The 23,646-nt window shown below is 65.9% G+C and carries 19 protein-coding genes; 13 read left to right on the forward strand and 6 right to left on the reverse strand.

From position 1 onward, the window contains the following. The first annotated feature begins 1 nt into the window (after position 1). From VGR99_RS12935 to VGR99_RS12945, 3 genes are read left to right on the forward strand one after another with little or no spacing between them, the layout of a single operon-like run. Positions 2-1,543 carry an ABC transporter substrate-binding protein gene (locus tag VGR99_RS12935; protein WP_326898752.1) on the forward strand — a complete coding sequence of 514 codons (1,542 nt, stop codon included), beginning with the start codon at positions 2-4 and terminating at the stop codon, positions 1,541-1,543. Beyond that, a complete protein-coding gene (locus VGR99_RS12940; RefSeq protein WP_326898753.1) occupies positions 1,540-2,385 on the forward strand; it encodes a polysaccharide deacetylase family protein in 846 nt (281 codons plus the stop codon). Before VGR99_RS12935 ends, VGR99_RS12940 begins: the two co-directional genes overlap by 4 nt. After that, entirely contained in the window at positions 2,382-3,152 is a 771-nt protein-coding gene (locus VGR99_RS12945; protein ID WP_326898754.1) for a polysaccharide deacetylase family protein, read from the forward strand. The genes VGR99_RS12940 and VGR99_RS12945 overlap by 4 nt, the downstream gene beginning before the upstream one ends. Before the next feature lie 281 nt (positions 3,153-3,433). Here VGR99_RS12945 and VGR99_RS12950 read toward each other — a convergent pair whose 3' ends face one another. The 5 genes from VGR99_RS12950 to VGR99_RS12970 form a co-directional block, all read right to left on the reverse strand. Continuing rightward, positions 3,434-5,932, reverse strand: a complete 2,499-nt coding sequence (locus tag VGR99_RS12950; RefSeq protein WP_326898755.1) for a hypothetical protein — start codon at positions 5,930-5,932, stop codon at positions 3,434-3,436. A gap of 365 nt (positions 5,933-6,297) precedes the next feature. Then, on the reverse strand, positions 6,298-8,358 hold the full coding sequence (locus VGR99_RS12955; RefSeq protein WP_326898756.1) for a metallophosphoesterase: 2,061 nt from the start codon (positions 8,356-8,358) through the stop codon (positions 6,298-6,300). 176 nt (positions 8,359-8,534) lie between these two features. Continuing rightward, on the reverse strand, positions 8,535-9,488 hold the full coding sequence (locus VGR99_RS12960) for an acetamidase/formamidase family protein (RefSeq protein WP_326898757.1): 954 nt from the start codon (positions 9,486-9,488) through the stop codon (positions 8,535-8,537). Positions 9,489-9,497: 9 nt separating this feature from the next. After that, positions 9,498-10,916, reverse strand: coding sequence for a cytosine permease (locus VGR99_RS12965; RefSeq protein WP_326898758.1), 1,419 nt, complete (start codon positions 10,914-10,916; stop codon positions 9,498-9,500). A gap of 291 nt (positions 10,917-11,207) precedes the next feature. Further along, entirely contained in the window at positions 11,208-11,651 is a 444-nt protein-coding gene (locus VGR99_RS12970; protein ID WP_326898759.1) for a MarR family winged helix-turn-helix transcriptional regulator, read from the reverse strand. Between the two features lie 233 nt (positions 11,652-11,884). Here VGR99_RS12970 and VGR99_RS12975 point away from each other — a divergent pair, with 233 nt between their 5' ends. The 10 genes from VGR99_RS12975 (at position 11,885) to VGR99_RS13020 (ending at position 22,627) form a co-directional block, all read left to right on the forward strand. Next, positions 11,885-13,162 (forward strand): amidohydrolase/deacetylase family metallohydrolase, encoded by a 1,278-nt coding sequence (locus tag VGR99_RS12975; protein WP_326898760.1) that lies wholly within the window; start codon positions 11,885-11,887, stop codon positions 13,160-13,162. 9 nt (positions 13,163-13,171) lie between these two features. Next, complete coding sequence (locus VGR99_RS12980) at positions 13,172-15,565, forward strand: xanthine dehydrogenase family protein molybdopterin-binding subunit (RefSeq protein WP_326898761.1); 2,394 nt, start codon at positions 13,172-13,174, stop codon at positions 15,563-15,565. Next, the gene (locus VGR99_RS12985) at positions 15,562-16,398 is read left to right on the forward strand and encodes an FAD binding domain-containing protein (protein WP_326898762.1); all 837 of its coding nucleotides are present in this window, start codon (positions 15,562-15,564) and stop codon (positions 16,396-16,398) included. The genes VGR99_RS12980 and VGR99_RS12985 overlap by 4 nt, the downstream gene beginning before the upstream one ends. After that, complete coding sequence (locus tag VGR99_RS12990; RefSeq protein ID WP_326898763.1) at positions 16,395-17,591, forward strand: xanthine dehydrogenase family Fe-S subunit; 1,197 nt, start codon at positions 16,395-16,397, stop codon at positions 17,589-17,591. The genes VGR99_RS12985 and VGR99_RS12990 overlap by 4 nt, the downstream gene beginning before the upstream one ends. Positions 17,592-17,667: 76 nt before the next feature. Then, entirely contained in the window at positions 17,668-18,822 is a 1,155-nt protein-coding gene (locus tag VGR99_RS12995) for an ABC transporter substrate-binding protein (RefSeq protein ID WP_326898764.1), read from the forward strand. 70 nt (positions 18,823-18,892) lie between these two features. Further along, the gene (locus VGR99_RS13000; protein WP_326898765.1) at positions 18,893-19,765 is read left to right on the forward strand and encodes a branched-chain amino acid ABC transporter permease; all 873 of its coding nucleotides are present in this window, start codon (positions 18,893-18,895) and stop codon (positions 19,763-19,765) included. Further along, positions 19,762-20,808, forward strand: a complete 1,047-nt coding sequence (locus tag VGR99_RS13005; protein ID WP_326898766.1) for a branched-chain amino acid ABC transporter permease — start codon at positions 19,762-19,764, stop codon at positions 20,806-20,808. Before VGR99_RS13000 ends, VGR99_RS13005 begins: the two co-directional genes overlap by 4 nt. Next, positions 20,808-21,590, forward strand: a complete 783-nt coding sequence (locus VGR99_RS13010) for an ABC transporter ATP-binding protein (RefSeq protein ID WP_326898767.1) — start codon at positions 20,808-20,810, stop codon at positions 21,588-21,590. Before VGR99_RS13005 ends, VGR99_RS13010 begins: the two co-directional genes overlap by 1 nt. Further along, positions 21,583-22,287, forward strand: coding sequence for an ABC transporter ATP-binding protein (locus VGR99_RS13015; protein WP_326898768.1), 705 nt, complete (start codon positions 21,583-21,585; stop codon positions 22,285-22,287). Before VGR99_RS13010 ends, VGR99_RS13015 begins: the two co-directional genes overlap by 8 nt. Then, entirely contained in the window at positions 22,280-22,627 is a 348-nt protein-coding gene (locus VGR99_RS13020; protein ID WP_326898769.1) for a Rieske (2Fe-2S) protein, read from the forward strand. The genes VGR99_RS13015 and VGR99_RS13020 overlap by 8 nt, the downstream gene beginning before the upstream one ends. A 108-nt stretch (positions 22,628-22,735) precedes the next feature. Here the strand turns inward: VGR99_RS13020 and VGR99_RS13025 are convergent, their stop codons facing one another. Next, positions 22,736-23,596, reverse strand: a complete 861-nt coding sequence (locus VGR99_RS13025; RefSeq protein WP_326898770.1) for an alpha/beta hydrolase — start codon at positions 23,594-23,596, stop codon at positions 22,736-22,738. Positions 23,597-23,646: the final 50 nt, after the last annotated feature.

Raw genomic sequence — 23,646 nt, forward strand, 5'->3', positions numbered from 1 at the left:
TATGAAGCGTTTTGTCGTTGCGTTGTGTCTGATGCTGGTATCGCTCTCCGTAGCCCGCGCCGAAAGCGTTTTGCGCAGCATGGTGACGACCGACATCCGCGGCCTGATGCCGGGCAACAGCCCTGACGACAACACCGGCCTCGTGTTGCAGCAGATCTATGAGGGCCTCGTTGCCTGGCGCGCCGACGGCACCGTCGTCCCGATGCTGGCCAAGACCATCGAGACGTCCGCGGACGGGCGGGCCTACACCTTCACGCTGCGCGGCGGCGTGACCTTCCATAATGGCGCGCCGTTGACCTCGAAGGAGGTGGCGTGGACCTGGGAGCGCTTCCTCGATCCGAAATCCGCTTGGCCGTGCCGGACCAATTTCGACGGCACGCGCAAGATCAAGATCGTCGAGATCACGGCGCCGTCGCCGGAGCAGGTGGTCTTTCGCCTCGCAGAGCCAAGCGGCGCCTTCCTCAGCACGATGGCGCGAGCCGATTGCGACGGCACCGGCATTGCACATCCGGATTCGGTCGGCGCCGATGGCGTCTGGCAGAAGGCCATTGGTACCGGTCCGTTCAAGCTCGCCGAATGGCGCCGTGGCCAGTTCATCGAGCTTGCCCGCAACGAGGCGTATACCGCGCGCAGCGAGCCGGCGGATGGCTTGGCCGGAGCCAAGCTTGCCAAGGTCGATCGTGTCAGGCTGTCGATCGTGCCGGACCCTGCGGCGGCGAAGGCCGCGATCCAGTCCGGCAATCTCGATCTCTGGCCGTCGGCCGATCCCAAATTCGCGGGCGAGCTGAAGTCGGCAGGCCTTGTGATCGCGTCGGCGCCGGTCGCCTCGCTGAACGCGATCGTGATGCAGACCAATGATCCGCTGCTGAAGGACAAGCGCATCCGCGAGGCGATCGCGGCCTCGCTCGACTATCCCAGCATGAGCGACAGCCTGACCGACGGCTATGCCAAGCCGAGCACGTCGCTGGTGCCGCTCTCAAGCCGTTACTATGGCGCGGTCGAGCAGGCCGGCTACAGTCTCGACATCGCGCGTGCGAAGAAGCTTCTGAAGGAGGCGGGCTACAAGGGCGAGCCGATCAGGATCACCACCAACTCGCGCTTTCCGGTCATGAACGACGTTGCCGTGCTGGCGCAGGCGATGGCGCAGCAGGCGGGCCTCAACCTCACCGTCGAGGTCGTCGAATTCGCGACCCAGCTCAGCCGCTACAACAAGGGCGACTATCAGCTCATGGTGTGGAACTACACGCCCTATCTCGATCCCGCATTCGGCCTCGACCGCTTCGTCGGCGACAAGGCCGCGCAGCCGGATCGCGTCTGGGGCAACGCTGTTGCGATCGACCTGCTCGGCAAGCTGATGGAGACGGCCGCGCCCGAGGCGCGTCAGCCGCTGTTCGATGCGCTTCACAAGCTGTTCGTCGACGACGCGCCGATGATCGTGTGGAGCTCGGGCGTCAACGTCTCCGCGGTCTCGCCCGCGGTGCGCGGCTATGCGCCGTGGGCCGGCCGCAAACCCCGCTTCTGGAACGTCGAGGTTGTCAGATGATCTCTCTTGCCCAACGCAGGCAACATGCCTGGCCGGATCGCGCGCGCTGCGTCGTCGGCCTCACGCTCGATTTCGACGGCACCTCGCTCGAGCGCGGTCGCGGGCAATTGCCGCTCGGGGCCCGCTCGCACGGCCGCTATTCCGCCAAATGCGGCATCCCGCGCTTCGTCGACATGTTCACGCGCCACAACGTGCCCTGGACGTTCTATGTCTCCGGCTACGACGCCGAGGAGAGCCCCGATCTCGTCCGCGACATCTCGCGCTCGGGCATCGAGATCGGCTCGCACGGCTATTTCCATGAGGGCGTCGATCCCGGCGATGCCGAGCCGGAGCTGCTGGAGCGGACCCACCGGCTGCTCACAGAGATCACCGGCATCGCGCCAAGGGGATGGCGCTCGCCGTCCGGGCACAAGACGGCGCGGACGCTGCGCAAGCTGCGCGAGCTCGGCTATGTCTACGATTCCAGCGACAAGGACTTCGACCTGCCGTATCTCGCGCGCTATGACGGCGAGGAGCGCAGCGACTATGTCTGCCTGCCCAACAACACGTCCAGCCTCGATGATTTTCCGTTCTACCGCGTCAGCTACACGCCGCCGTCGGAAGTCCTGACGCATTGGGAGCAGGAGTTCGACGCCATCTACGCCGAGGGCGGATACTACAACCTGACCTTCCATCCGCGCGTCGGCTACGGCTCCGGCTCGCCCGCGCGCGTCGCGGCGGTCGAGGGGCTCATCAACTACGCCAAGCGCCACGAAGGCGTGCGCTTCGTCGGCATGCTGGAGCTGGCCGAATGGTGCCTGAAGCGTCCGTCGGACTGGCGGCGGGAGTGGAGCGGACAATGACGCAGCCGATCATTCCCGTTGTCGTGACCGTCAATCTCCAAGGAAAGACGGTGGAGCTGACCCAGCTCCCTGAGGACGCGCTGTTCGGCCGTGCGTCGTACGGGAAATACGCTTACGCGGTCGGCTGCGAGCGGCTGTTCGGCCTGCTCGATCGCCACGGCATCAGATCCACCGTGTTCGTGCCGGGCGCGGAGGCGGAAGCCAATCCCGCTTACATCGCTGCGCTCGCCGGCCGCGGACATGAGATCGCCGCGCATGGCTGGGCGATGGAGGAGATGGACGCGGCTGGGATCGACGAGCGGGCGCTGCTGGAGCGCACGCATGCGGCGCTGTCGCGGATCGTCGGCCGCGCGCCGCGCGGATTTCGGGCGCCGCATGGCCGCCTCACGGAACGCACGCTCGGACATCTCGCCGATCTCGGCTACCGCTATGATTCGAGCTTCCAGGACGACGACCATGCGTATCGGCTCGATGCCGATGGCGGCCGTGGCATGGTCGAGGTGCCGCATGCCGAGATCCTGATCGACGCGATCCTCTACGGCCAGCGCCAGACGCATGATCGCGTCATGAAGATGTGGCGCGAGGAGATTGAGGCGATGCATCGCGAGCGCTGCCTGATCACGCTGACGCTGCATCCGCGCAGCGACTACGGCAGCGCGCGGGCGAGCCGCGTCGCCGCGCTCGACGGGCTGCTGACCTGGTTGCGGGGGCTCGACGGTGTTGTGTTCCTGACCTGCGAAGACGTCGCCGGCCAGACGCTTTCGTAAGGCCCATCGCGCGCCTCGTCCGCCCGGACGGCCTGCACATCCGGCGGGAATCCCGCCGGCGTAGCGGTGTGGTTGCATCCACCCCCGCCGGTCGCGCTTGTACCGTTCATCGGAATAAGCGGCAAATCGCCGCGCGATGCATCATTCCGGCCGGCCTCCCCTTCAAGCCGGCCGCGCGAGAATCCAGAAGGGGCTCGCCGACGAGGCGAGTCCCTTCCAGGTTTTGCGTCCGTCTGCCGGAACGGATCGGCCCTGTTTGCCTTCCTGGCTTCGCCCGCGGCTTACGCCGCGTGCGAGATGGAAAGCTGGGCCTGCGGCTGATCCACCGGATTGGTGATGACCGAGCCGCCATGGCCGTCCGCGGCGAGCGCGAAGTCTGCGGCGCTGTATTGGCCGAGCAGGTGCAGCGAGGCCGTATGCGTGCCGTTGGTGATCGTCAGCGTGCCGCCGGTGTTCTCGGCGTTTGCGGCATAGGCAAGCGCGGTGGTTTCGCCGAAGGCGATGTCACCGAGATCGAGCTCCACGCCATCCTGCCAGCCGGCGATCGTCCCGCTGAAGGCCGACGACTGCTCGAGCACCAGCTTCGCAGAGTCCCCGCCGAACGTGACGTCGGTGAGTGTGCCGCCGGTGTAGACGTATTCGAGACCGTGTGCGCCGATGGTGGTGTCGCTGGCGTTGCCACCGGCACCGACATACTGCGTCCCGGAGACGATCGTGGTCTCGCTCGCCGTGCCCCAGACGTACTGAACGCCGCCGTTGATGGTCGTGCCGCTGGCGTTACCCCAGTCGACCTGCATGCTGCCGGCGTTCAGCGTGGTGGCAATGGCAGTTCCGCCCGCATAGACGCGCTGCTCGCCATCATTGACAGTGGTGTGCGAAGCCGTGCCATGGATCATCTGCACGCCGCCGCTGCCGATCACAGTCTGGTCGACCGAGCCGTAGACGTCCTGCAACCCACCCTGGACGGTGGTGCCGGTCGCCGTGCCGCCGCCGTAGATGTCCTGCTCGCCGCCTGCGACGATCAGCGTCGTGCTGGCGGTGCCGCCGGCTTCGATCACCTGTCGGCCGGCGATCGTCGAACCGGTGGCGACGCCGTAGACATATTCCGAAGCACCGAGAGCCACGGCGGTGCCGTGCTCGGTGCCCCAGTTGATCTGCATGCTGCCGACGTTCAGGGTCGTGCCGACCGCCGTTCCACCCGCATAAATGTGCTGCTCCGCGCCGCTGCCGAGGACGTAGCCGGTCGCCGTTCCGTAGATATATTGATGGCTGCCGGCGCCGAAGGTCCGGTCGCTCGCAGTGCCGTACACGTAGTGCGACACACCGGTGTTGCCGGCCGCGTCGGTGGCGACGAGATCGATGGCGGTGTTGAACTGATCCCAGGACAGATCGGCGTTCCAGGCGCCGTTGCCGCCGACGGTCACAGTCGTGCTCCAGCCGCTGTTTTGCGACGTGCCGTCGCGCAGCGTGAGGGTCTGGCCGGCGGCGTCGAGGTCGACCGAACCGGAGAGCCCCGCAATCCACGGGCTGGTGGACGACACGCCCGTCAGCACCGGCACCGGCTTCACGGTATCGACCGAGAACATTTGCGCCTTGACGTCGGTGCCGTTGGCGTCCTGCCAGGTAACGACGAAGCGACCGTCGGCATAGGCGGCGATCGAGGGATGCAGCTGATTGGACGTCGTGCTGGTGTTGACCAGCAATTCAGCCCCGACCTTGCGCCCATCCGCAGTGAACACCTGGAGCTTGATGCTGCTGCCGCTGGCATCTCCGCCGGTGCCGCTCCAGTCCTGCCAGGCAATGGCGAAGTCGCCGTTGCTGAGCGCGGTCACCGTCGGTGTGAACTGGGAGTTCACCGTCGTGGTGTTGACCAGGAATTCGCCGCCGACCTTGCTGCCATCGGCCGCATAGATCTGCGCCTTGATGGCGCTGCCGCTGCTGTCGCCGCCGGCCTGGCTGAAATCGTACCAGGTCACGACGAAGCCGCCATTGGGCAGCGCCGAGATGGTCGGCTTGAGCTGGTCGGAGCTGGTTGCGGTGTTGACCAGGAATTCGCCGCCGACCTTGCTGCCGTCGGCAGCAAAGATCTGCGCCTTGACGCTGGTCGCATCGTCATCGCCGAGCGTTCCGCTGAGATCTTCCCAGGTCACGACGAAGCCGCCATTGGCGAGGCCCGTGATGGTCGCGTTGTCCTGGCTGCCGCTGGTCTCGGTGTTCACGAGGAATTCGGAGCCGATCTTGCTGCCGTCGGCCGCGAACAGCTGCGCCTTGATGCTGGTGCCGTCGTCGTCGCCGCCTTCGCCGCTGTCGTCGGTCCAGGTGATGGCGAAGCCGCCATTGGCAAGACCCGTGACTGTCGGCGCGAACTGCGAATAGGACGTCGCGCTGTTGACGAGAGTTTCCGATCCGACCGGCGTGCCGTTTGCCGAGAACACCTGCGACTTGATGCTGGTGCCCTCGCTGTCGCCGAGCGTCTGGCTGTTGTCGAACCAGGTGACGACGAAGCCGCCATTGGAAAGGCCGGTGATCACGGGCGCGAGCTGGTCGTCGGCGCTCTCGGTGTTGACGCGGAATTCCGAACCGACCTTGCTGCCGTCGGCGGCGTAGATCTGCGCCTTGATGCCGGTGCCGCTGGCATCGCCCAGCGTGCCGCTGGTGTCGTCCCACGTGACCACGAAGCCGCCATTGGCGAGCCCGGTGACTGCAGGCGCCTCCTGGCTGCCGGACGTATTGGTGTTGACGGAGAATTCGGAGCCGACTTTTACAACGGGAGCAGCCATAGTTCTGGATCGCTTTCATTCAGACTGTGCCGACTGCGGACATCGTCCGCCGGTTGACGGCAATAAGTTGCGAGAGCGCTCGTATTGCATCGCAATATATCACATATTTGATGATATGTTATGTATTGTGTGAATGACGCGGCGCCGGTGTGGATTGCAGCAATCTGCGTGCAGGCGTTGCGCAGCAACGCCCGGACAGGGCGCGATCGCTGTCGCAGCGAATGCAGCAGAAGATCGTGGAGCTCGTCGCAACGAGCTCCACATTGTCTGTGTCGGTGATCGCGCCGCTCGAGCATGATCCGGAAAAGTGCGAAGCGGTTTTCCGAAAAGATCATGCTCAAACGATAATCTAAAGCGCGGTCAGATCAGCTCCGGCGTGCGGTCAGCCATTGGTCGCGACCGATCGGACGGTAGACCATGCGAATCTCTCCGACCGCGCCGAAGAAGCCGTCGGACAGAACGCCATTCCACCAGCCGGCCCCGAGGATCCACGGCTGCGGCGTGCTCTGCGAGCGCATGCCGATCGCCGCATTGCCGACGTTGCGCAGCACCGGTGCACCGTCGATGTACATGGTGGTGGTGAGGGTCGCCGGATCGTTGACGATTGCGATGTGATACCAGCTGTCGCGAATGATCTCGCCGGACCAGTTGGTCTGCGCGTAGTGCGAGACCGACGCCGGCACCACTTCCCACTGCACTTCGCGTAGGTTCGAGATCGCGAACAGCACGCTCGACGCCTCGGGATCGCCGCCCTGATAGCCGCCGGGAACGTTGCCGCGATTGCCGACGCGACCGAGGATGTTGCCCCATTTGTGCAGGTTCGCGGTCCAGCCGGCCGGGATCTTCACGAAGGCCTCGACCGTGTAGCCGTTCCAGAAGCTGCGGCCGTTGAGCGAGGCGGCTGACGCCGTCAGGAAGGCGTTGAGGCGACCGACCGTGTTGTCGGTGTTGAGAAACACCACGCTGCCCGCGGCGGACGACAAGCGATGCTTGTCCGTGCTCCACACGACGTCGCCAAGCTGCGCGGATGCGACCAGCGCCGCACGCATCAGATCGTTGCCGCCGGCGACGTCCGGCAGGGCGCCGCCGATCGGCACGGCCTGACCGTCGACGAGCGAGGCGGGCGCGCGCCAATGCGCCACGGTGTCGGCGACGTGCGGATAGTCCTCGGTGTCCGCGGGCAGCGCGACTTCCGGCGTCGGCGGCTCGACGTAGCCGGCGAGCAGGTCGGTGCGCACGGCCGGAATGATCGCTGGTCCCGTCAGCGTCTTGCTCGGGCTGAAACGCGTGAAGCGGGCGAAGCGGTTCTTGAAGTTGATCGGGATCGAGAAGCTGTTGTTCGGCGCCGTCAGCTCGGCGTGATCGAACTGGTTGAGCGTGTTCTTGGGCTTCTGCACCACCCAGGGCGAGAACGACATCACGTCGATCTTGTTGTTGGTGAAGTCCACTTCGTAGAGCCGCATCATGGCGTTGCCGCCCTGATAGTCCATCTGGTAGTCGACCACCATCTGGTGGACCGGGTTGCCGAAATTGTTGGTCTTCGACAGATGCGCCGCACCGTGGTAGTGGCCGTTCAGCGTCATGAATATCTGATCCTTGTCGCGGATCAGATTTTCCCACAGCATCTTGCCGTAGTCGGTCTCCAGCGGCGACAGGCCGTCGCTGTCGATATTGAGCAACTGATGATTCGACAGAATGACCGGCAGCGCCGGGTTGCGATCGATCACGTCGCGGGCCCAGGCGATCGCGCCGTCCGAGATGCGCCAGGACAGCGAGAGCACCATGAACTTCACGCCGTTCGCCTGGAAGATGTGATATTCGTGGAAGCCGCTGCTGTCGCGCTCGCGGAACGTGGACTGCTGCGCCGCGCGGCTCGACGGGAACCACTTCAGATAGGGTTCGGAATTGAGCGTGCGCTGGGCGTCGGTGCCCGAGTTCTGATCCCAGGGATTGTGGTAGTCGTAGTCGGTGATGACGTCGTGGTTGCCGGCGAGGATCGAATAGGGGACCTTGGCATCTTCCAGCTTCTTCATCGCGGCGTCGGCGATGATCCACTGATTCGGCTTGTTCTGCTGGTCGACGACGTCGCCGAGATGGATGACGAAGCGAATGCCGTATTTCGCGGCGTTGTCAGCGATCCACTGGGTCTGCGCGTCGTAAGGCGTCGAGCCATAGGCCTTCTGAAACTGCTGGCTCTCGTCGGTCGTCGCATAGCGCGAATAGAACTGCGTGTCGGGCAGCACCGCGATCGTGAAGCTGTTCAATGACGGAGGAGTGGTCTGCGCCTTGGCCGCGCCCGCGCCGAGCGCCAGCACGGAGAGGCTGGCGGCGCCCTGAAGCACCGCGCGGCGATCGATCATTTGGCGCATGGAGTTGTTGCCGCCGGAACGATCGTTTCCAGCGCGGTCGATGTCGTCATTGCTCATAGAAGAAGCCCAATCCTACTCGGTCGGAGTTGTGAGAGTAGGCGGGTCTCTAGCGATCGTAGTTAACATTCAGATTAAAGAAATGTATCATGAGTAATGTTATCAGCAACTGCGCCGAGCATTGAATTTGTCGCGCGCGTTGTGCGAGACGAACCGGGCCGAACGCGTGGGCTCGCTCAGCTTCCGCCTGACAGCGGCATGCGGGATTTGGCCAGCACGCAGTGAATGCCCTTGTTGCCGTCGACGAGCTGCGTGACGCGCAGGTCGGCGGCGATCGAGCAGAGCGTATAGGCGTCCTGCGCGCTGAGGCCGGTTTTTTCGCGGATCAGCGCGATCATGTCGCGCAGCGCCGCCTTGGCTGCGTCGTCGAGATCTTCGTCGAAGCCCATGGTGATCCAGTCCGACGCGGTCTCGGCGCGCGGCGAGGTGAGGCGGAGATCGCGGCGGATGTGGAATTCGAAAGTGCCGGTGAGCGCGGCCTCGATCGCGGTCAGGCAGACCTCGCCGTCGCCCTGCAGCGCATGGCCGTCGCCGGCGGAGAACAGCGCGCCCGGCACGAACACCGGAAAATAGAGCGTGCTGCCGACGCCGAGCTCCTTGTTGTCCATGTTGCCGCCGAAGGCGCGCGGCTCCTTCGATGACAGCCGGCCCCAGGCCGGCGGCGGCGCTACGCCGAAATTGCCGAAGAAGGGCGCGAGCGGCAGCTCCTGCCCCCAGGGAAGTGTCGCGACGTTGCGCGCGCGGTCCAGCGGAATGTGGATGCGGCGGAATTCCGGGAAATCCTCCGGCAGCGTGCCGAGCGTCGGGACCTGGATATTCCAGCCCCAATTGCAGCGCAGCGCAATGTCGAGGACTCGCACCTCGAGGACATCGCGGGGCTCAGTGCCCTCGATGTGGATCGGCCCGGTGAGAAGGTGCGGCCCCGGACCGCGAAAAGTGCTTGCCAGCACCTCCGCATGTCCGGGGACGCTGTCATAGCCGAGCGCGGGATCGGGCAGATCGTCCGGCTCGCCCGAGAGCGTCTCGATGGTCACCCGGTCTCCGGATGCGATCCGGAGCACGGGTTTCAATCGTCCATCCCAGAGTCCCCATTGGACGTTCCCGGGTGTGGATCGCAGCACGTGGTCCATGACCGTGCGCTACCGGCCTGCGCTGCTCGCGACGATCGAGGAGGGCGACGTCGCGAACTTGCCCAGTGCAAGGTAGACAAGGGCCGAGACCCCGATGCCGAACAGCCAGCTCAGATCGGCGCCGCCGAGCAGATTGGTCGAGATCGGCCCCTGCAGCGCGCCGACGAGGCCGTCCTCGACCAGCCACCCGGAGACGAGGCCCGCGAAGAACGCGATCATGCCGGCCCAGTTGATGTCGCCATAGGCGCTGGTCTCTGGCGAGCGATAGAGCTCGGCGACCTCGATCTTGCCCTTGCGCTTGATGAAGAAGTCCGCGAGCACCACGCCGGCCCATGGGCTCATCCACAGCAGCAGGCTGATCATCCAGTTGTCGAACGCCTTCGCAAAGGACGGCGCGAAGATGAAGTAGAGCGTGACCAGATAGCCGGCGATGCCGACGATGACCGTGAGCCAGAAGCGCGGAATCTTCAGCCCCGCGCTCAGCGCCGCCAGCGTCGCCGAGTAGACGTTGAGGATGTTGGTGGCGATCGGGCCGTGCAGCACCATCAGCAGCACGAGGATGCTGACCGGCCCGCCGAACACCGCGCTGACCATTTTTGCAGGGTCGGTGTCCAGTGTCGTCGAGGCGATGGTCGCGCCGAGGATGCCGAGCCAGACCGTCGGCACGAACATGCCGACATAGCTGTACCAGAATACGGATTTCGACGGCACGCTTCTCGGCACGAAGCGCGAATAGTCGGACGCCCACGTGACCCAGGAGATGCCCCAGCCGACGCCGATCGCGGTCATCAGCAGCGTCAGCATCGCCATGTGCGCGCTTGGCGGCAGCGAGGTCGTGAGGCCCCAGTTGACGACGCCGGGGCGCGTCCACGCCAGCACGCTCATCAGCACCATGATCGCGATGGTCGGCGGCACCGTGTATTTCTCGAAGGTGCGGATCGCGTAGAAGCCGTAGACGCCGATCAGCACCTGCACCACCATCACCAGCGTGATGACGACGATCTCGATGAACCAGGTGTCGGGAACGCCGAACTGGCCGAGGATGCCCATCGACACCTTGACCGGGAAGTAGGTGTTCACCCCGATCCAGCCCAGCGTCATCAGGAACATCAAAATGCTGGGCAGGTAGGCGCCGCGGACGCCGAAGGCGGAGCGGCTCAGCACCATCTGGTTGACGCCGGTCTTGTGTCCCATCACCGTGAAGGTCGCGAAGATCGCGCAGCCCACGATGTTGCCGAGCACGATGACCGCGATCGTCTCCATCAGGCCGAGCTTGAGAATGATGCCGAGCGCGCCGAGCGCCCAGTTGACCGGTGCGATGTTGGCGCCGGCCCAGATCCACATCTGCTGCGGGCCGGTGGAGTCCCGGTCCGCATCGGGAATTGGCTCGATGCTGTGAATATCAGCGCGAAGTTCGGAATCCGTCATGACATCCCCCAAATACGAAGCACGCTTCGCATCATCGCAGCATAAATCGTGCCATGGGTTGTGGAGCGGCCGGAGCAGGGGCGCGCGTGGACGTCGGGTGCAGCGTCGCTCGCGCCGATTGCTGTTGCGTTTTCAAGTGTGCGCGCGACTTCTCACGCCGGCTCGCCGCTGCACGTTTGCGGAAGCGTTGCTTGGTTCGGGCCTGTCGCCGCGAGGCGGAGGAGGTTGCACGGCCGGGCAGCGGTACGATGATAAATTAAGCAGCCCAACTCAAAACGGCAGCAATCTCTTCTAGTCGAATAGGGCAGTGGCGCTGTCGCGACTGGGATTGCCGGCCACGATGCGCTGCATCATCTCGATGAACAGTGCCTGTTCGCGCTCGTTGAGATCGCCGAGCGTTGCACGATGCGCGCGCCTCGCGGCGCCCTCGATCTTGACCAGAAGGGCAGCACCGGCGGGTGTCAGGCGGCACGATCGCGCGCGGCGATCGTCCTTGTTGACGGCGCGCTCGACCAGGTTCCGCGCGGCGAGCCGCTTCAACGCGCCGGTCGTCGTGGTCCGATCGAGGGCGATATCGGCCGCCAAAGTGGTCTGATCGGCGGTTTTGCGCACCGCCAGCGCCGAGAGCAGGCTGTATTGCAGCGGCGTGACCTCGAACTCGCCGCAGGCATCCTGAAACAGCGCGACGTGAATCTGGTGCAGCCGCCGGATCAGATAGCCGGGGCGTTGCGACAAGGGCCAGGGCCTGTGCTTGCCCCCGCTGCGCCGCTTCTGTGCTTGCCGCAATGCACGCTCTCCCAACCCGAACCCCCGCCGCGCTTAGCTCGATTCGAGCGCGGCGGCCACCGCCTGATCATGGCACGATGCTTGCTTTTGTCAAAATACGAAGCATACTTCGTATTCAAATGCGAAGCATGCTTCGTAATCCGGGGCGGGACAACCGCCCGCGCGGGACCGAGGAGAGCACCATGTCCGTTACTGCCAGCTTCGACCTTCTGCTGCGAGGTGGTCGCGTGATCTGCCCGGCCTCGGGCGTGGACGGCATCAGGGACGTCGCCATTCGCGGCGGCAAGATCGCGGCGGTCGCGGCCGACATCCTGCCGACCAGCGCGAAGGAGGTCGTCGACGTCAGCGGCAAGCTGGTGCTGCCCGGGCTGATCGACACCCATGCCCATGTCTATCAATATGTCTCCGGCCGCTTCGGCATGAACCCCGACATGGTCGGCGTGCAGTCGGGTGTGACGACGCTGGTCGACCAGGGCGGCCCGTCCTGCATGACGCTGCCCGGCTTTCGTCATTTCATCGCCGAGCCCTCGGCCTCGCGCGTCTACGCGTTCCTGTCGGCCTACCTCGTCGGTGGCCTCGAAGGGCACTTCTATCCGCAGCTCTACAGCCCCGATGGCGTCGATATCGACGCGACCGTGAAGTCGGCGACGGCCAATCTCGACCTCGTGCGCGGCATCAAGGCCCATGCCGAGATCGGCGGCTTTGCGCGCTGGGGCATCCGCGTCATCGAGATGGCGGCGGAGATCGGCAAGCGCGCCGATCTTCCGGTCTATGTGCATTTCGGCCAGCTCTGGGGTCTGCCCGAGAGCGGCGCCAATGGCGAGGATGCCGACACGATTCTCACGCGCGTGATTCCGCTCTTGCGCGAGGGCGACATTCTCGCCCATCCGTTCACGCGCCATCCCGGCGGCTTCGTCAATCGCGAGGGCGAGGTGCATCCGGTGATCCAGGCCGCGCTCGATCGCGGCCTGAAGGTCGATGTCGGCCACGGCAGCCACTTCTCCTACCGGCTCGCCAAGAAGGCGATCGCCGCCGGCATCATTCCGAACACGCTCGGCGCCGACATTCACGGCTACAACACCCATGTGCCTGCACCGGCCGGAACGCCCGACCAGCACGAGGACGACGAGAACCATCCGTTTGCCGGCCAGGCCAAGTTCAGCCTGGTGCAGGCGATGAGCTCGATGATGGCGCTCGGCCTGTCGCTGGAGCAGGTGGTGCCGATGGTCACCGCCAATCCCGCAAAGATGCTCGGCCGCAGCGCCGAGATCGGCGCGCTCAAGGTCGGCATGGACGCCGACGTCTCCGTGCTCACGGAGCAGAACGGCCGCTTCGTCCTCAAGGACAATGAGAAGAACGAGGTGATCGCCGAGCGCCTGCTGCAGCCGGCCTTCTGCCTGCGCGCCGGCACGCGCTTCGACGCGGTCGCGCCGATCCTGCCGCAGGCCGTCGCGGCGTAAGGCCAGGCGGTGAAGGAGGACGCCTTCGTGCGCAACGAGCGGGAATTTCCTTCTGGCAAGTCCGGGCAGGGCGTCGGTGCGCGCCTGCCGCGGAAGGAGGACGATCGCCTGATGCGCGGCCGCGGCCAGTACGTTGCGGACATCAGGCTCGCGGGCCTTCAGGACGTCGCCTTTGTGCGCAGCCCGATGGCCCATGCCCGCATTCGCGGCATCCACGTGCCCGAACGCTATCGCGGCAGCGTGTTCACGGCAGCCGACCTCGTCGGCATCAAGCCGATCCGTGCGGTGTCGGGTCTTCCCGGCTTCAAGATCTCGGAGCAGCCGGTGCTGGCCACCGGAAAAGTGCGCCAGGTCGGCGAGCTCGTCGCGATGTGCCTCGCGCCGACGCGCGCCGAAGCGGAAGACATCGCGGCCGCGGTGACGCTCGACCTCGAAGAGCTGCCGGCGATCTACGACATGCTGAAGGCGCGCGACCCCGGCTCGGCGCTGGTGCACGAGCATTGGGGCGACAACGTCTTCCTCGAGACCAATTACGAGGTCGACATCTCCGCCGCGCTCGATGCCCCGATCAAGGTGACGCGCGAGATCTCGACCGCGCGGCAATGCATGTCGCCGCTGGAAGGCCGCGGCGTGGTCGCGACCTTCGATCCTCGGCTCGACCAGCTCACGCTGCATTCGGCGGCGCAGATGCCGCACATCACGCGCAGCGGCCTCGCCGAGTGCCTCGGCATGGAGGAGGGCCAGATCCGCGTCATCTCGCCCGATGTCGGCGGCGGCTTTGGCCACAAGGGCATCCTGCTGCCCGAGGAGGTCTGTCTGTCCTGGCTGACCATGCGCTGCGGCCATCCCGTGCGCTGGACCGAGGACCGCCGCGAGCATCTCGTCGCCAGCTCGAATTGCCGCGAGCATCATTACAAGATCACGGTCTATGCCGACCGCGACGGCACGCTGCGCGGCATCGATTGCGAGGCGACGGTGGATTCCGGCGCCTACTCGTCTTATCCGTTCTCGGCCTGCCTCGAGGCCGCGCAGGTCGCGAGCATCCTGCCCGGCCCCTACAAGATGCCGGCCTATCGCTGCCGCACCTTTTCGGTCGCCACCAACAAATGCCCGATCCTGCCGTATCGCGGCGTGGCGCGCACCGGCGTCTGTTTTGCGCTGGAACTGATGCTCGATCTCGTGGCGGCCGAAGCCGGGCTCGAGCCCGGCGAAGTGCGGCTGCGCAATCTGGTGCTGCCGGAGCAGATGCCGTTCGACAACATCACCAAGAAGCATTTCGACAGCGGCGATTATCCGGAAGCGATGCGCCGCGCGCTTGCCGCGATCGGTATCGAGTCCATTCGCGCCCGGCAGAGCCAGGGCGAGGCCGATGGCCGCCGCATCGGTGTCGGCGTCTCCATCTATTGCGAGCAGGCCGCGCACGGCACCTCGGTCTATTCCGGCTGGGGCATCCCGATGGTGCCGGGCCACGAGCAGGCATCGGCCCGACTGACGCCGGATGGCGGCCTCGAGCTGCGCGTCGGCGTGCATTCGCACGGGCAGGGCATGGAGACCACGCTCGCCCAGGTCGCGCACGAGATGCTCGGCATCGACATCGCCAAGATCCGCATCATCCTCGGCGACACCGCGATGACGCCGTATTCCACCGGCACGTGGGGCTCGCGCTCGATGGTGATGGCCGGCGGCGCGGTGGCGACCGCCTGCCGCGAGCTCGGCGAACGGGCAAGGCGCATCGGTGCAAAACTGCTGCAGCACGATCCGGCCTCGGTGGTGCTGCAGAACGGCGAGGTGCGCGGCGTCAATGGCAGCGTCAGCCTGAAGGCGATCGCCCACACCTGGTACCGCCGTCCGCAGGATCTGCCGGCCGACGTCGATCCCGGCGGGCTGGAAGTGACGCAAGGCTACAAGCCCGTGCGCGACAGCGGCACCTTCAGCTACGCCGCGCATGCCGCGGTCGTCGCGGTCGACCCTGATCTCGGCGAGGTCGAGATCCTCGACTACGTGATCGTCGAGGACGGCGGCGTGCTGGTCAATCCGCTCGTCGTTGACGGCCAGATCTATGGCGGCCTCGCGCAGGGCATCGGCACCGCGCTCTACGAGGAGATGCCGTTCGACGCCTCCGGCCAGCCGCTGGCGACGACGCTTGCCGACTATCTGTTGCCGGGACCGACTGAAGTTCCGGCCGCGCGCCTCGATCACATGGAGACGTCGTCGCCCTATACGCAGTTCGGCGTCAAGGGCATCGGCGAGGGCGGGGCGATCGCGCCGCCGGCCGCGATCGCCAACGCCGTCAACGATGCCTTGCGCCCGCTCGGCGTCGAGCTGATGCAGTCGCCGATCACGCCGTACCGTGTCGTCGAAGCCGTGCTCGCGGCGCGCGCCACTGAGAGGAGCGTGGCATGAAGCCGGCGCCCTTCAGCTATGAACGACCGTGCGATCTCGACACGGCGCTGTCGATGCTCGCGGCCAGCGGCGGATCGGCAAAGATCATCGCCGGCGGCCAGTCGCTCGGGCCGATGCTCAATCTGCGGCTGGTGCAGCCGGAGCTGGTGGTCGACATCTCCGGCCTTGCCGAGCTCAAGCGAGCCGAGATGTCTGGCAGTGAACTCGTACTCGGTGCTCTCGTCACCCATGCCGACATCGAAGACGGACGCACGGCCGACGTGACCCGCGGCGCCATGCGCGGCGTCGCCGCCAACATCGCCTATCGCGCGGTGCGCAACCGCGGCACCATCGGCGGCTCGCTCAGCCATGCCGATCCCGCCGCGGACTGGATTTCGGCACTCGCCGCCCTCGGCGCGCGGGTGACGCTGCGCAGTCTTGCCGGTGCGCGCATGATGGCCGTCGAGGCCTTCGTCGTCGGCGCCCTTGAATCGGCGTTGCACGCAGGCGAGATCGTCGAGGCGATCCACGTCCCGTCTCGCTCGGCCTCGGCGCATTGGGGTTATGCCAAGAGCTGCCGCAAGACCGGCGAGTTTGCCCATGCCATCGGCGCCGTGCTGGTCGATCCGGCCGTAGCCTCCGCGCGCGTCGTGATCGGGGCGATCGATACGACGCCGATCGTCGTGACCGATGCCGCCGAGCTGTTCGGCGGGAAGATTGCCGCCGACTACAAGCAGCGCTTCGACGTCCGCGTCGCCGACGCGATTCTCGCCAGGGCCGGCATCGACGATGCCGCGCAGCGCCATATCCATGTCAGTGTGTTGAAGCGCGCCGTCGTGGAGGCCACGGCATGACCACGATCGCGCTCAACGTCAATCGCCGCGCGGTCGAGCTGTCGGCCGAGCCGCGCACCAGCCTTGCCGATTTCGTTCGTGACAGGCTCGATCTGACCGGCACCCATCTCGGCTGCGAGCACGGCGTCTGCGGCGCCTGCACCGTGCTGCTCGACGGAGTTCCGGCGCGCTCCTGCATCACCTATGCGGTGGCTTGCGCGGGCGCCGATGTCACCACGATCGAAGGCCTCGACGAGGACGAGGTCACGACCGAGCTGCGCGCGGCCTTCACCCGCGAGCATGCCCTGCAATGCGGCTATTGCACGCCGGGCATGCTGGTGTCGGCGCGCGATCTCGTGCTGCGTCTGCCCGACGCCGACGAGCGGCGTATTCGCGTCGGCCTCAGCGGCAATCTTTGCCGCTGCACCGGCTATGTCGGCATCGTGCGGGCGGTGCAGTCCGTGATCGAAGCCCGGCGCGCACGCAACATCGCGCCGCAGGCCGATGGCGGCCGCACCAGTCTCGGCCCCGCCGGATCCGGGCACGCCACGTCGGGCGGAGAGGCATTATCTGCGCGGCAGGTGGCGGCGCCGGCATCTGAGAGTGCCGCTCCGGTCCGCATTCCGGACTTCACCCCGGCGACCGTGCTCGACCAGCGCTTCACGCTGCCGTATGCACCCGCAAAAGTGTTCGCGATGTTCGATGACATCGCTGCCATCGCGGCCTGCCTGCCCGGCGTATCGCTGAGCGCGCCGCCAAGGCCCGAGCGCGTGGAAGGCTCGATCCGTGTCAGGCTTGGACCGATCGCGGCGGCCTTCGAGGGCGCCGCGCGCGTCGAGCGCGATCCAGCAACGCTGTCCGGTCGCATTGTCGGCATCGGCGCCGACCAGCGCAGCCATTCGGCGACGCAAGGCGAGATCCGCTATCGCCTGCTTCCGCGCGAAGGCGGCGCGGCGACCGCCGTCGAACTTTCGATCGGCTACACGCTCACGGGAATGCTGGCCCAGGTCGGCCGGCCGGGCCTCGTGCGCGATCTCGCCAAGCGCCTCGTTGCCGAGTTTGCGGCAAATCTCGACCGCCACATGTCCGGCGCGACGTCGGCGCAGGCGGCCGCTACGGAGCTCAGCTTCTGGTCGATCGCATCGGACGTCTTGCGCGCCCGCCTTGCGCGCATGTTTGGCCGCGTCTTCACCGGAAAAGGTGACGCGGGATGATTGGCGCGCCGGCGCCGCAGAGTGACGAAGCCTGGACTGCCCTGGACATCAACAGCGTGGGATTTGGAGAGACAACATGACACGAGCACTCGGACTGGTTCCGGCCATCGCGCTGGCGACGGCCTTGTTAGGCGGCGCAGCGGGGGCGCAGACCATCAAGATCGGCGTCAACGAGCCGCTCACCGGCGCGTTCGCGGCGTCCGGCACCTATGTCGTCAACGGCGCCAAGATCGCCGCCGACGAGATCAATGCCAAGGGCGGCATCCTCGGCAAGAAGATCGAGCTCGTCATCGAGGACAACAAGAGCAACCCGACGGAAGCCGCTGCCGTCGCCGAAAAGCTCATCACCAGCGACAAGGTGCCGGTGCTGATGGGCGCCTGGGGCTCGAGCCTGACGCTCGCGGTGATGCCGAAGCTGATGGAGTACGAGACGCCGATGGTGGTGGAGACCTCGTCCTCCGGCAAGATCACGACGACGGGCAATCCCTTCATCTTCCGCATCTCGCCGCCCTCGGCGGTCGAGGCCGCGGCGTTCAAGGGCATCGTCGACAAGCTCGCGCTGAAGAAGGTCGACTTCCTCGTCATCAACAACGACTGGGGCCGCGGCACCGCCGAGGACTTCAGCAAGATGATGAAGGACAAGGGCATCACCATCGGCCTCGTCGAAACCATGGACCAGGGCGCGCAGGACATGAGCGCGCAGCTCTCCAAGATCAAGAGCTCGGATTCCGAGACTGTCATCGTCACCACCGCCGTCGACCAGCTCACCCTGATCTTCAAGCAGGCGGCTGCGCTCGGCCTGAAGAAGCGCATCATCACCACCGGCGGTTCGCAGAACCCGGACCAGATCATCGCCCAGGCGGGCGCTGCCGCCAACGGCACCATGCATCTGACGACCTTCCTGCCCTGGTTCCCGGACAAGACGCCGAACCCGGAGGCGACCAACTACTTCATCACGGAGTGGAAGAAGCGCGGCTTCGACTTCGCCGGCTGCACCGAGAGCTTCCGCGGCTATGACGGCATCCGCACCGCGGCGGCCGCGATCGAGAAGGCTGGCAAGGCCGAGCCGGCCGCGATCAAGGCGGCGCTCTGGGAGATCAATATTAAGGGACTGAACGGCGACATCGTGTTCCGCAAGTCCGGCCCCGAGGGCAAGGAGAGCGGACAGAGCCAGCCGAACGTCTATCTCATCGAGATCAACGACGGCAAGGTCGGGATGAAGACGCTCTAGAATCGCTTGATCAGAGGCGAGGGCGGCATACCGCCGCTCTCGCCGCATTATTGGTTCATCGGGAACGGTCTTGAGCGAGTTTCTCCAGCATCTGGTCAACATGCTCGTGCTCGGCGGCACCTATGCGCTGCTGGGCATTGGGCTGACGCTGATCTTCGGCATCATGAACGTCGTGAACTTCACCCACGGCGTGCTGTACACGTTCGGCGCCTACATCATGTTCATCGTGGTGCAGCAGCTCGGGCTGAACTTCTTCCTGGCCTTGCCCGTGGCGGTGCTGGCCGGATGGCTGCTCGGGGCGGCGATCGAGCTGACATTGCTGCGGCCGCTACGCGGCTCCGACATCGACATCACGATGCTGGTCATGATCGGCGCCTGGATCGCGATGCAGTCGGGCACGCTGTGGATCTGGGGCGGTGTCGCCAAATCGGTGGCCTCGCCGTTCCCGGAAGCGCCGCTGGTGCTCGGGCCGGTGTCGGTCTCCTGGCTGCGCCTGTTCGTTCTCGCCGCCGCAGCCTTGCTGATCCTGGTGACGTATCTGCTGATCAACAAGACCAGTCTCGGCCGCGCGATGCGGGCGACGTTCCAGGACCACGACACGGCCTCGCTGATGGGCGTCAATGTCGACATGATCTACACCTCGACCTTCGCGATCGGCTCGAGCCTTGCTGCCGCCGCCGGGGCTCTGCTCGGGCCGGTCTACGTCATCTTCCCGCAGATGGGTGATCTCGCCGCCGTCAAGGCCTTTGCCATCGTCATCCTCGGTGGTCTCGGCAACATCACGGGTGCGGTGATCGGCGGCTTCATCCTGGCGCTCGCCGAGGAGCTCGGCGCCGGTTACATCTCGTCGGGCTATCGGGATGCGATGGGCTTTTTGATCATCATCGCGGTTTTGATCTTCCGGCCGACCGGCCTGTTCGCGCGCGCGGAGCGGGTCGGATGAGAACAGTCGTCACCATTCTCGCGGTCGCGGCGCTGGCCTCGGTGCCGCTCTGGCTGCGCGATCCCTATCTCCTCAACGCGCTGATCACGACCGGCATCTTCGTGATCGGCGCGATGAGCCTCAATCTGCTGCTCGGCTTCACGGGCCAGCTCAGCCTCGGCCACATCGCCTTCTTCGGCATCGGTGCCTATGTCAGCGCGCTGACGTCGCTCGGCTTCGACATCGGCCTGCCCGGAGACATCCGTCTGGTCCACGCACCCTGGCCGCCGATCGCAGGCCTCGTGCTCGCGATCATCGTCGCAGGACTCTGCGGCTATTTCGTCGGGCTGTTGTCGTTCCGGGTCCGTGGGGCCTATTTCGTCATCGTGACGATCTCCTTTGCCGAGGTGGTGCGGCTCGTCGCGCTGAACTGGGTCGAGCTGACGCAGGGCCCGCTGGCGCTGACCAACATTCCCTCCATCGCGCTGCCTTTGCCCGGCTTCGGCGAGCTGACGCTACGCACCAAGATGCAGAACTACTATCTCGTGCTGGTGGTGGCGCTGATCGCCTATCTCCTGATCGCGCGGCTCGTTCATTCCCATTTCGGCCGCGCCATGCGCGGGCTGATGGAGAACGAGACGCTGGCGGTCTCAGTCGGCATCGACGTGACCAGGACGCTGACGCTGGCCGCGGTGATCTCGGCCGCGATCGCGGGGGCCGCCGGCAGCCTCTATGCGCACTACATCCGGATCATCGATCCAGAGGTGTTCGCCTTCATCAACACCGTCACCATGGTGATCATGGTCATCAGCGGCGGCAAGGGCTCGCTGGCAGGCCCCGTCGTCGGCGGCCTGATCTTCGGTCTGCTGCCGGTCGCGCTGCGTCCGGTAATGGCGCCGGAAGCGCAATGGATCGCCTATGGCGGCGTGCTGATGGCGATCCTGTTCGTGTTGCCGCGCGGCATCGTGCCCTCGCTCGCATTGCGCTTCGCCAGGCGGCGGAGCGGGACGGCGGCGCTGGCGCCGGTCGCGCTCAGTGATACCGGCGCCAAGGAGCCGGCGTGATGACGGCGCGCAGCGTAGCCATGACGATCGAGCAGGTCGCCGTCCGCTTCGGCGGGCTGGTTGCGATCTCCGACATGAGCTTTACCGTCGGCGAGGGCGAGATCGTCAGCCTGATCGGGCCGAACGGGGCCGGCAAGACCACGGCCTTCAACGTCATGACCGGCTTCCTGACGCCGAGTGCGGGCCGCGTCACCTATCAGGGCACGACGCTCACCGGATTGAAGCCGCACGAGATCGCCGATCTCGGCCTGATCCGTACCTTCCAGCGCACCAGCGTGTTTCCCAACGACACCGTCTACGACAATCTCCTGATCGGCCTGCATCGTCAGGGCAGGGTCCGGCTGCTCGACGCCATTCTCGGCCTGCCCGGCGCGCGTGCCTCGGAGCGCAAGCTGCGGGCGAAGGCGAGCGAGCTGATCGAATGGGTCGGGCTCGAACGCCGCGCACATGATGCGGCGGGTTCGCTCTCCTACGGCGAGCAGCGCCTCGTCGGCGTCGCACTGGCGCTTGCGGCGGAACCCTCGATGCTGCTGCTGGACGAGCCGGTCTCGGGCATGAACGCCTCGGAGACGCACCGCTTCGTCGAACTGATCCGCAGTGTTCGCGACCGCGGCATCACGATTCTGCTGGTCGAGCATGACATGCCGATGGTGATGACGGTCTCGGACCGCATCGTGGTGCTCAACTACGGCCGCATCATCGCCGAGGGGACGCCGGACGTGATCCGCAACGATCCGGCCGTGATCGAGGCCTATCTCGGACATGGAGCCGCGCGTGCTTGAGATCCGCGACATGGTCTGTAGCTATGGCGGCGTCACCGCGCTGCGCGGTATCTCGCTCGACGTGAAGGCCGGGCAGCTCGTCGCGCTGATCGGCGCCAATGGCGCCGGCAAGAGCACGACGCTGCGTGCGATTTCCGGCCTCGTGCCGCCGCGATCCGGGCAGATGCGGTTCGAAGGCATCGACATCACCGGTGCGAGGCCGCCGCGCGTGCTGGCCAGCGGCATCGCGCATTGCCCGGAAGGGCGGCGGGTGTTTCCGCACATGAGCGTCGAGGAAAATCTCGACATGGGGGCTTACCTCCGTCGTGGTTCAGGCGAGATCGCGGCCGATCGCGATCGCATCTACGCCGAATTTCCGCGGCTTGCGGAACGGCGCAAGCAGGCGGCGGGCACGCTGTCGGGCGGCGAGCAGCAGATGCTCGCAATCGGGCGCGCGCTGATGTCGCGGCCGCGGCTGGTGATGTTCGACGAGCCCTCGCTCGGGCTTGCGCCCAACATCGTCGAGCGCACCTTTGCGATCATCCGCGGCATCCGCGACGCCGGCACCACGGTGCTGCTGGTCGAGCAGAACGCGTTCGCCGCGCTCGAGATGTGCGACTACGCCTATCTGCTCGAGAGCGGCCGCATCGTGCTGTCGGGCGCCGGCTCCGAGCTGATCGAGAACGAGCATGTGCGGAAGGCCTATCTCGGTGGGTGACGCCGGCGCCGGTCCGGACGAGGGATGGACCGCTGTCTGCGATCTCGACCGGCTGAAGGCAGAGACGATCGTCCGCGTTGCCGGGCGCGATTTGCTCGTGATCTGGAACGACGGCGATGTCGTCGCCTGCGAGCGCGCCTGTCCTCACGAGCAGGCGGATCTTGGTCTGGGACGTGTAGCTGCGGGTCGGCTCTTTTGCCCGCGCCATGCAGCATCATTCGATCTGTGCGATGGAGCGATCACTGCGGGCTGGCCGAGCCCACCGCTACGGCTCTACCCGGTGCGCGTCGCGGGCGAGAAAATCTGGGTCGAGGTGCAGGAGCGCCGGCCGGGGCGATGATGACATCATGCTCCTGTTTTGCCCGACGAGTCAAAGTCACCTGCGGTGAAAATTTCGCCTTTGAAAACAACGCCGTTCTACTGTGCATGGGGTTGTTTTCAAAGTTTTTTAGTCAAGCAGCCGCCTTGCGGCCTCGACCAGGACGCCGTCCGGGCGCCGTAATGTCTCGAGAATGGTGAAATGGTCGGCGCCGTCGACCGGGATGAGCTTGCCGGGCGCGTTCGCGGCCACGCGCTTGTCGTGGAGAGCGATTGAATCGCAGACGAGCGCCGGCAGCTCGTTGGTGCCATAGGCGATGTCGAGCCGCTTCTGCGTCACCGGCAGGCGAAGCGGCGAGAGTGTGGCGATCTCCGCATCGGTCAGCTTCAGCGCGGTGTTGAGGCCGGTATCGCGGATCGGCGCGAGTTCGTAGACGCCCGATATCGCGAGCCCGGCATGGACGCGCGGATGGTCCAGCGTCATCGCAACGAGATGGGCGCCGGCGGACCATCCGGACAGAACGACCGGTCCGGTCACGCCATAGTCTGCGCCGTGCGCGGCGAGCCAGTCGAGCGCGCGCGGGATCTCGGCGACGATGTCAGTGAGGGATACTTCGGGCGCCAGCGAATAGCCGGGAAGGGCGACCGACCAGCCGTGTGCCGCGACGCCTTCGACCAGCATGGCGAACAGCTCGCGGGAATTGCGCTGCCAATAGCCGCCGTGAATGAACACCAGGCAGGGTGCATCGGGTTTGGCGGCCGGATAGAGATCGATCTTGTTGTTCGCGCGCGGACCGTAAGGCAAGTCAAGATGGGACTTCCGCGTGCTGCGCAGCCGCGCCGAGGCTTCGTTGCGCTCGGCGATCAGCGCCGGGCTGTTCTTGACGGCCGCGTTGTTGTCATACGCGGCGCTGCGTTCCGCCGGGGACAGTTCGGCCCATTTGCTGCGTGGGTCGAAGGGCCGGTGTATCGAGCTGGTGTCGTTTGCCATGGAGAGTCTCCCGCGCGGCGGCGTCGCTCGCTCCTCTTTGCCACGAATCC

This window comes from Bradyrhizobium sp. (assembly GCF_035935975.1).
Classification (GTDB): Bacteria; Pseudomonadota; Alphaproteobacteria; order Rhizobiales; family Xanthobacteraceae; genus Bradyrhizobium.

Bases quoted from the DNA above. Each gene is read 5' to 3' on its own strand.
- VGR99_RS12995 (WP_326898764.1), top strand. From the start codon at position 17,668: ATGACACGAGCACTCGGACTGGTTCCGGCCATCGCGCTGGCGACGGCC.
- VGR99_RS12945 (WP_326898754.1), top strand. From the start codon at position 2,382: ATGACGCAGCCGATCATTCCCGTTGTCGTGACCGTCAATCTCCAAGGA.
- VGR99_RS13010 (WP_326898767.1), top strand. From the start codon at position 20,808: ATGACGGCGCGCAGCGTAGCCATGACGATCGAGCAGGTCGCCGTCCGC.
- VGR99_RS12940 (WP_326898753.1), top strand. From the start codon at position 1,540: ATGATCTCTCTTGCCCAACGCAGGCAACATGCCTGGCCGGATCGCGCG.
- VGR99_RS12935 (WP_326898752.1), top strand. From the start codon at position 2: ATGAAGCGTTTTGTCGTTGCGTTGTGTCTGATGCTGGTATCGCTCTCC.
- VGR99_RS12955 (WP_326898756.1), bottom strand. From the start codon at position 8,358: ATGAGCAATGACGACATCGACCGCGCTGGAAACGATCGTTCCGGCGGC.
- VGR99_RS12985 (WP_326898762.1), top strand. From the start codon at position 15,562: ATGAAGCCGGCGCCCTTCAGCTATGAACGACCGTGCGATCTCGACACG.
- VGR99_RS12965 (WP_326898758.1), bottom strand. From the start codon at position 10,916: ATGACGGATTCCGAACTTCGCGCTGATATTCACAGCATCGAGCCAATT.
- VGR99_RS12975 (WP_326898760.1), top strand. From the start codon at position 11,885: ATGTCCGTTACTGCCAGCTTCGACCTTCTGCTGCGAGGTGGTCGCGTG.
- VGR99_RS12990 (WP_326898763.1), top strand. From the start codon at position 16,395: ATGACCACGATCGCGCTCAACGTCAATCGCCGCGCGGTCGAGCTGTCG.
- VGR99_RS12950 (WP_326898755.1), bottom strand. From the start codon at position 5,932: ATGGCTGCTCCCGTTGTAAAAGTCGGCTCCGAATTCTCCGTCAACACC.
- VGR99_RS13005 (WP_326898766.1), top strand. From the start codon at position 19,762: ATGAGAACAGTCGTCACCATTCTCGCGGTCGCGGCGCTGGCCTCGGTG.
- VGR99_RS12960 (WP_326898757.1), bottom strand. From the start codon at position 9,488: ATGGACCACGTGCTGCGATCCACACCCGGGAACGTCCAATGGGGACTC.
- VGR99_RS13025 (WP_326898770.1), bottom strand. From the start codon at position 23,596: ATGGCAAACGACACCAGCTCGATACACCGGCCCTTCGACCCACGCAGC.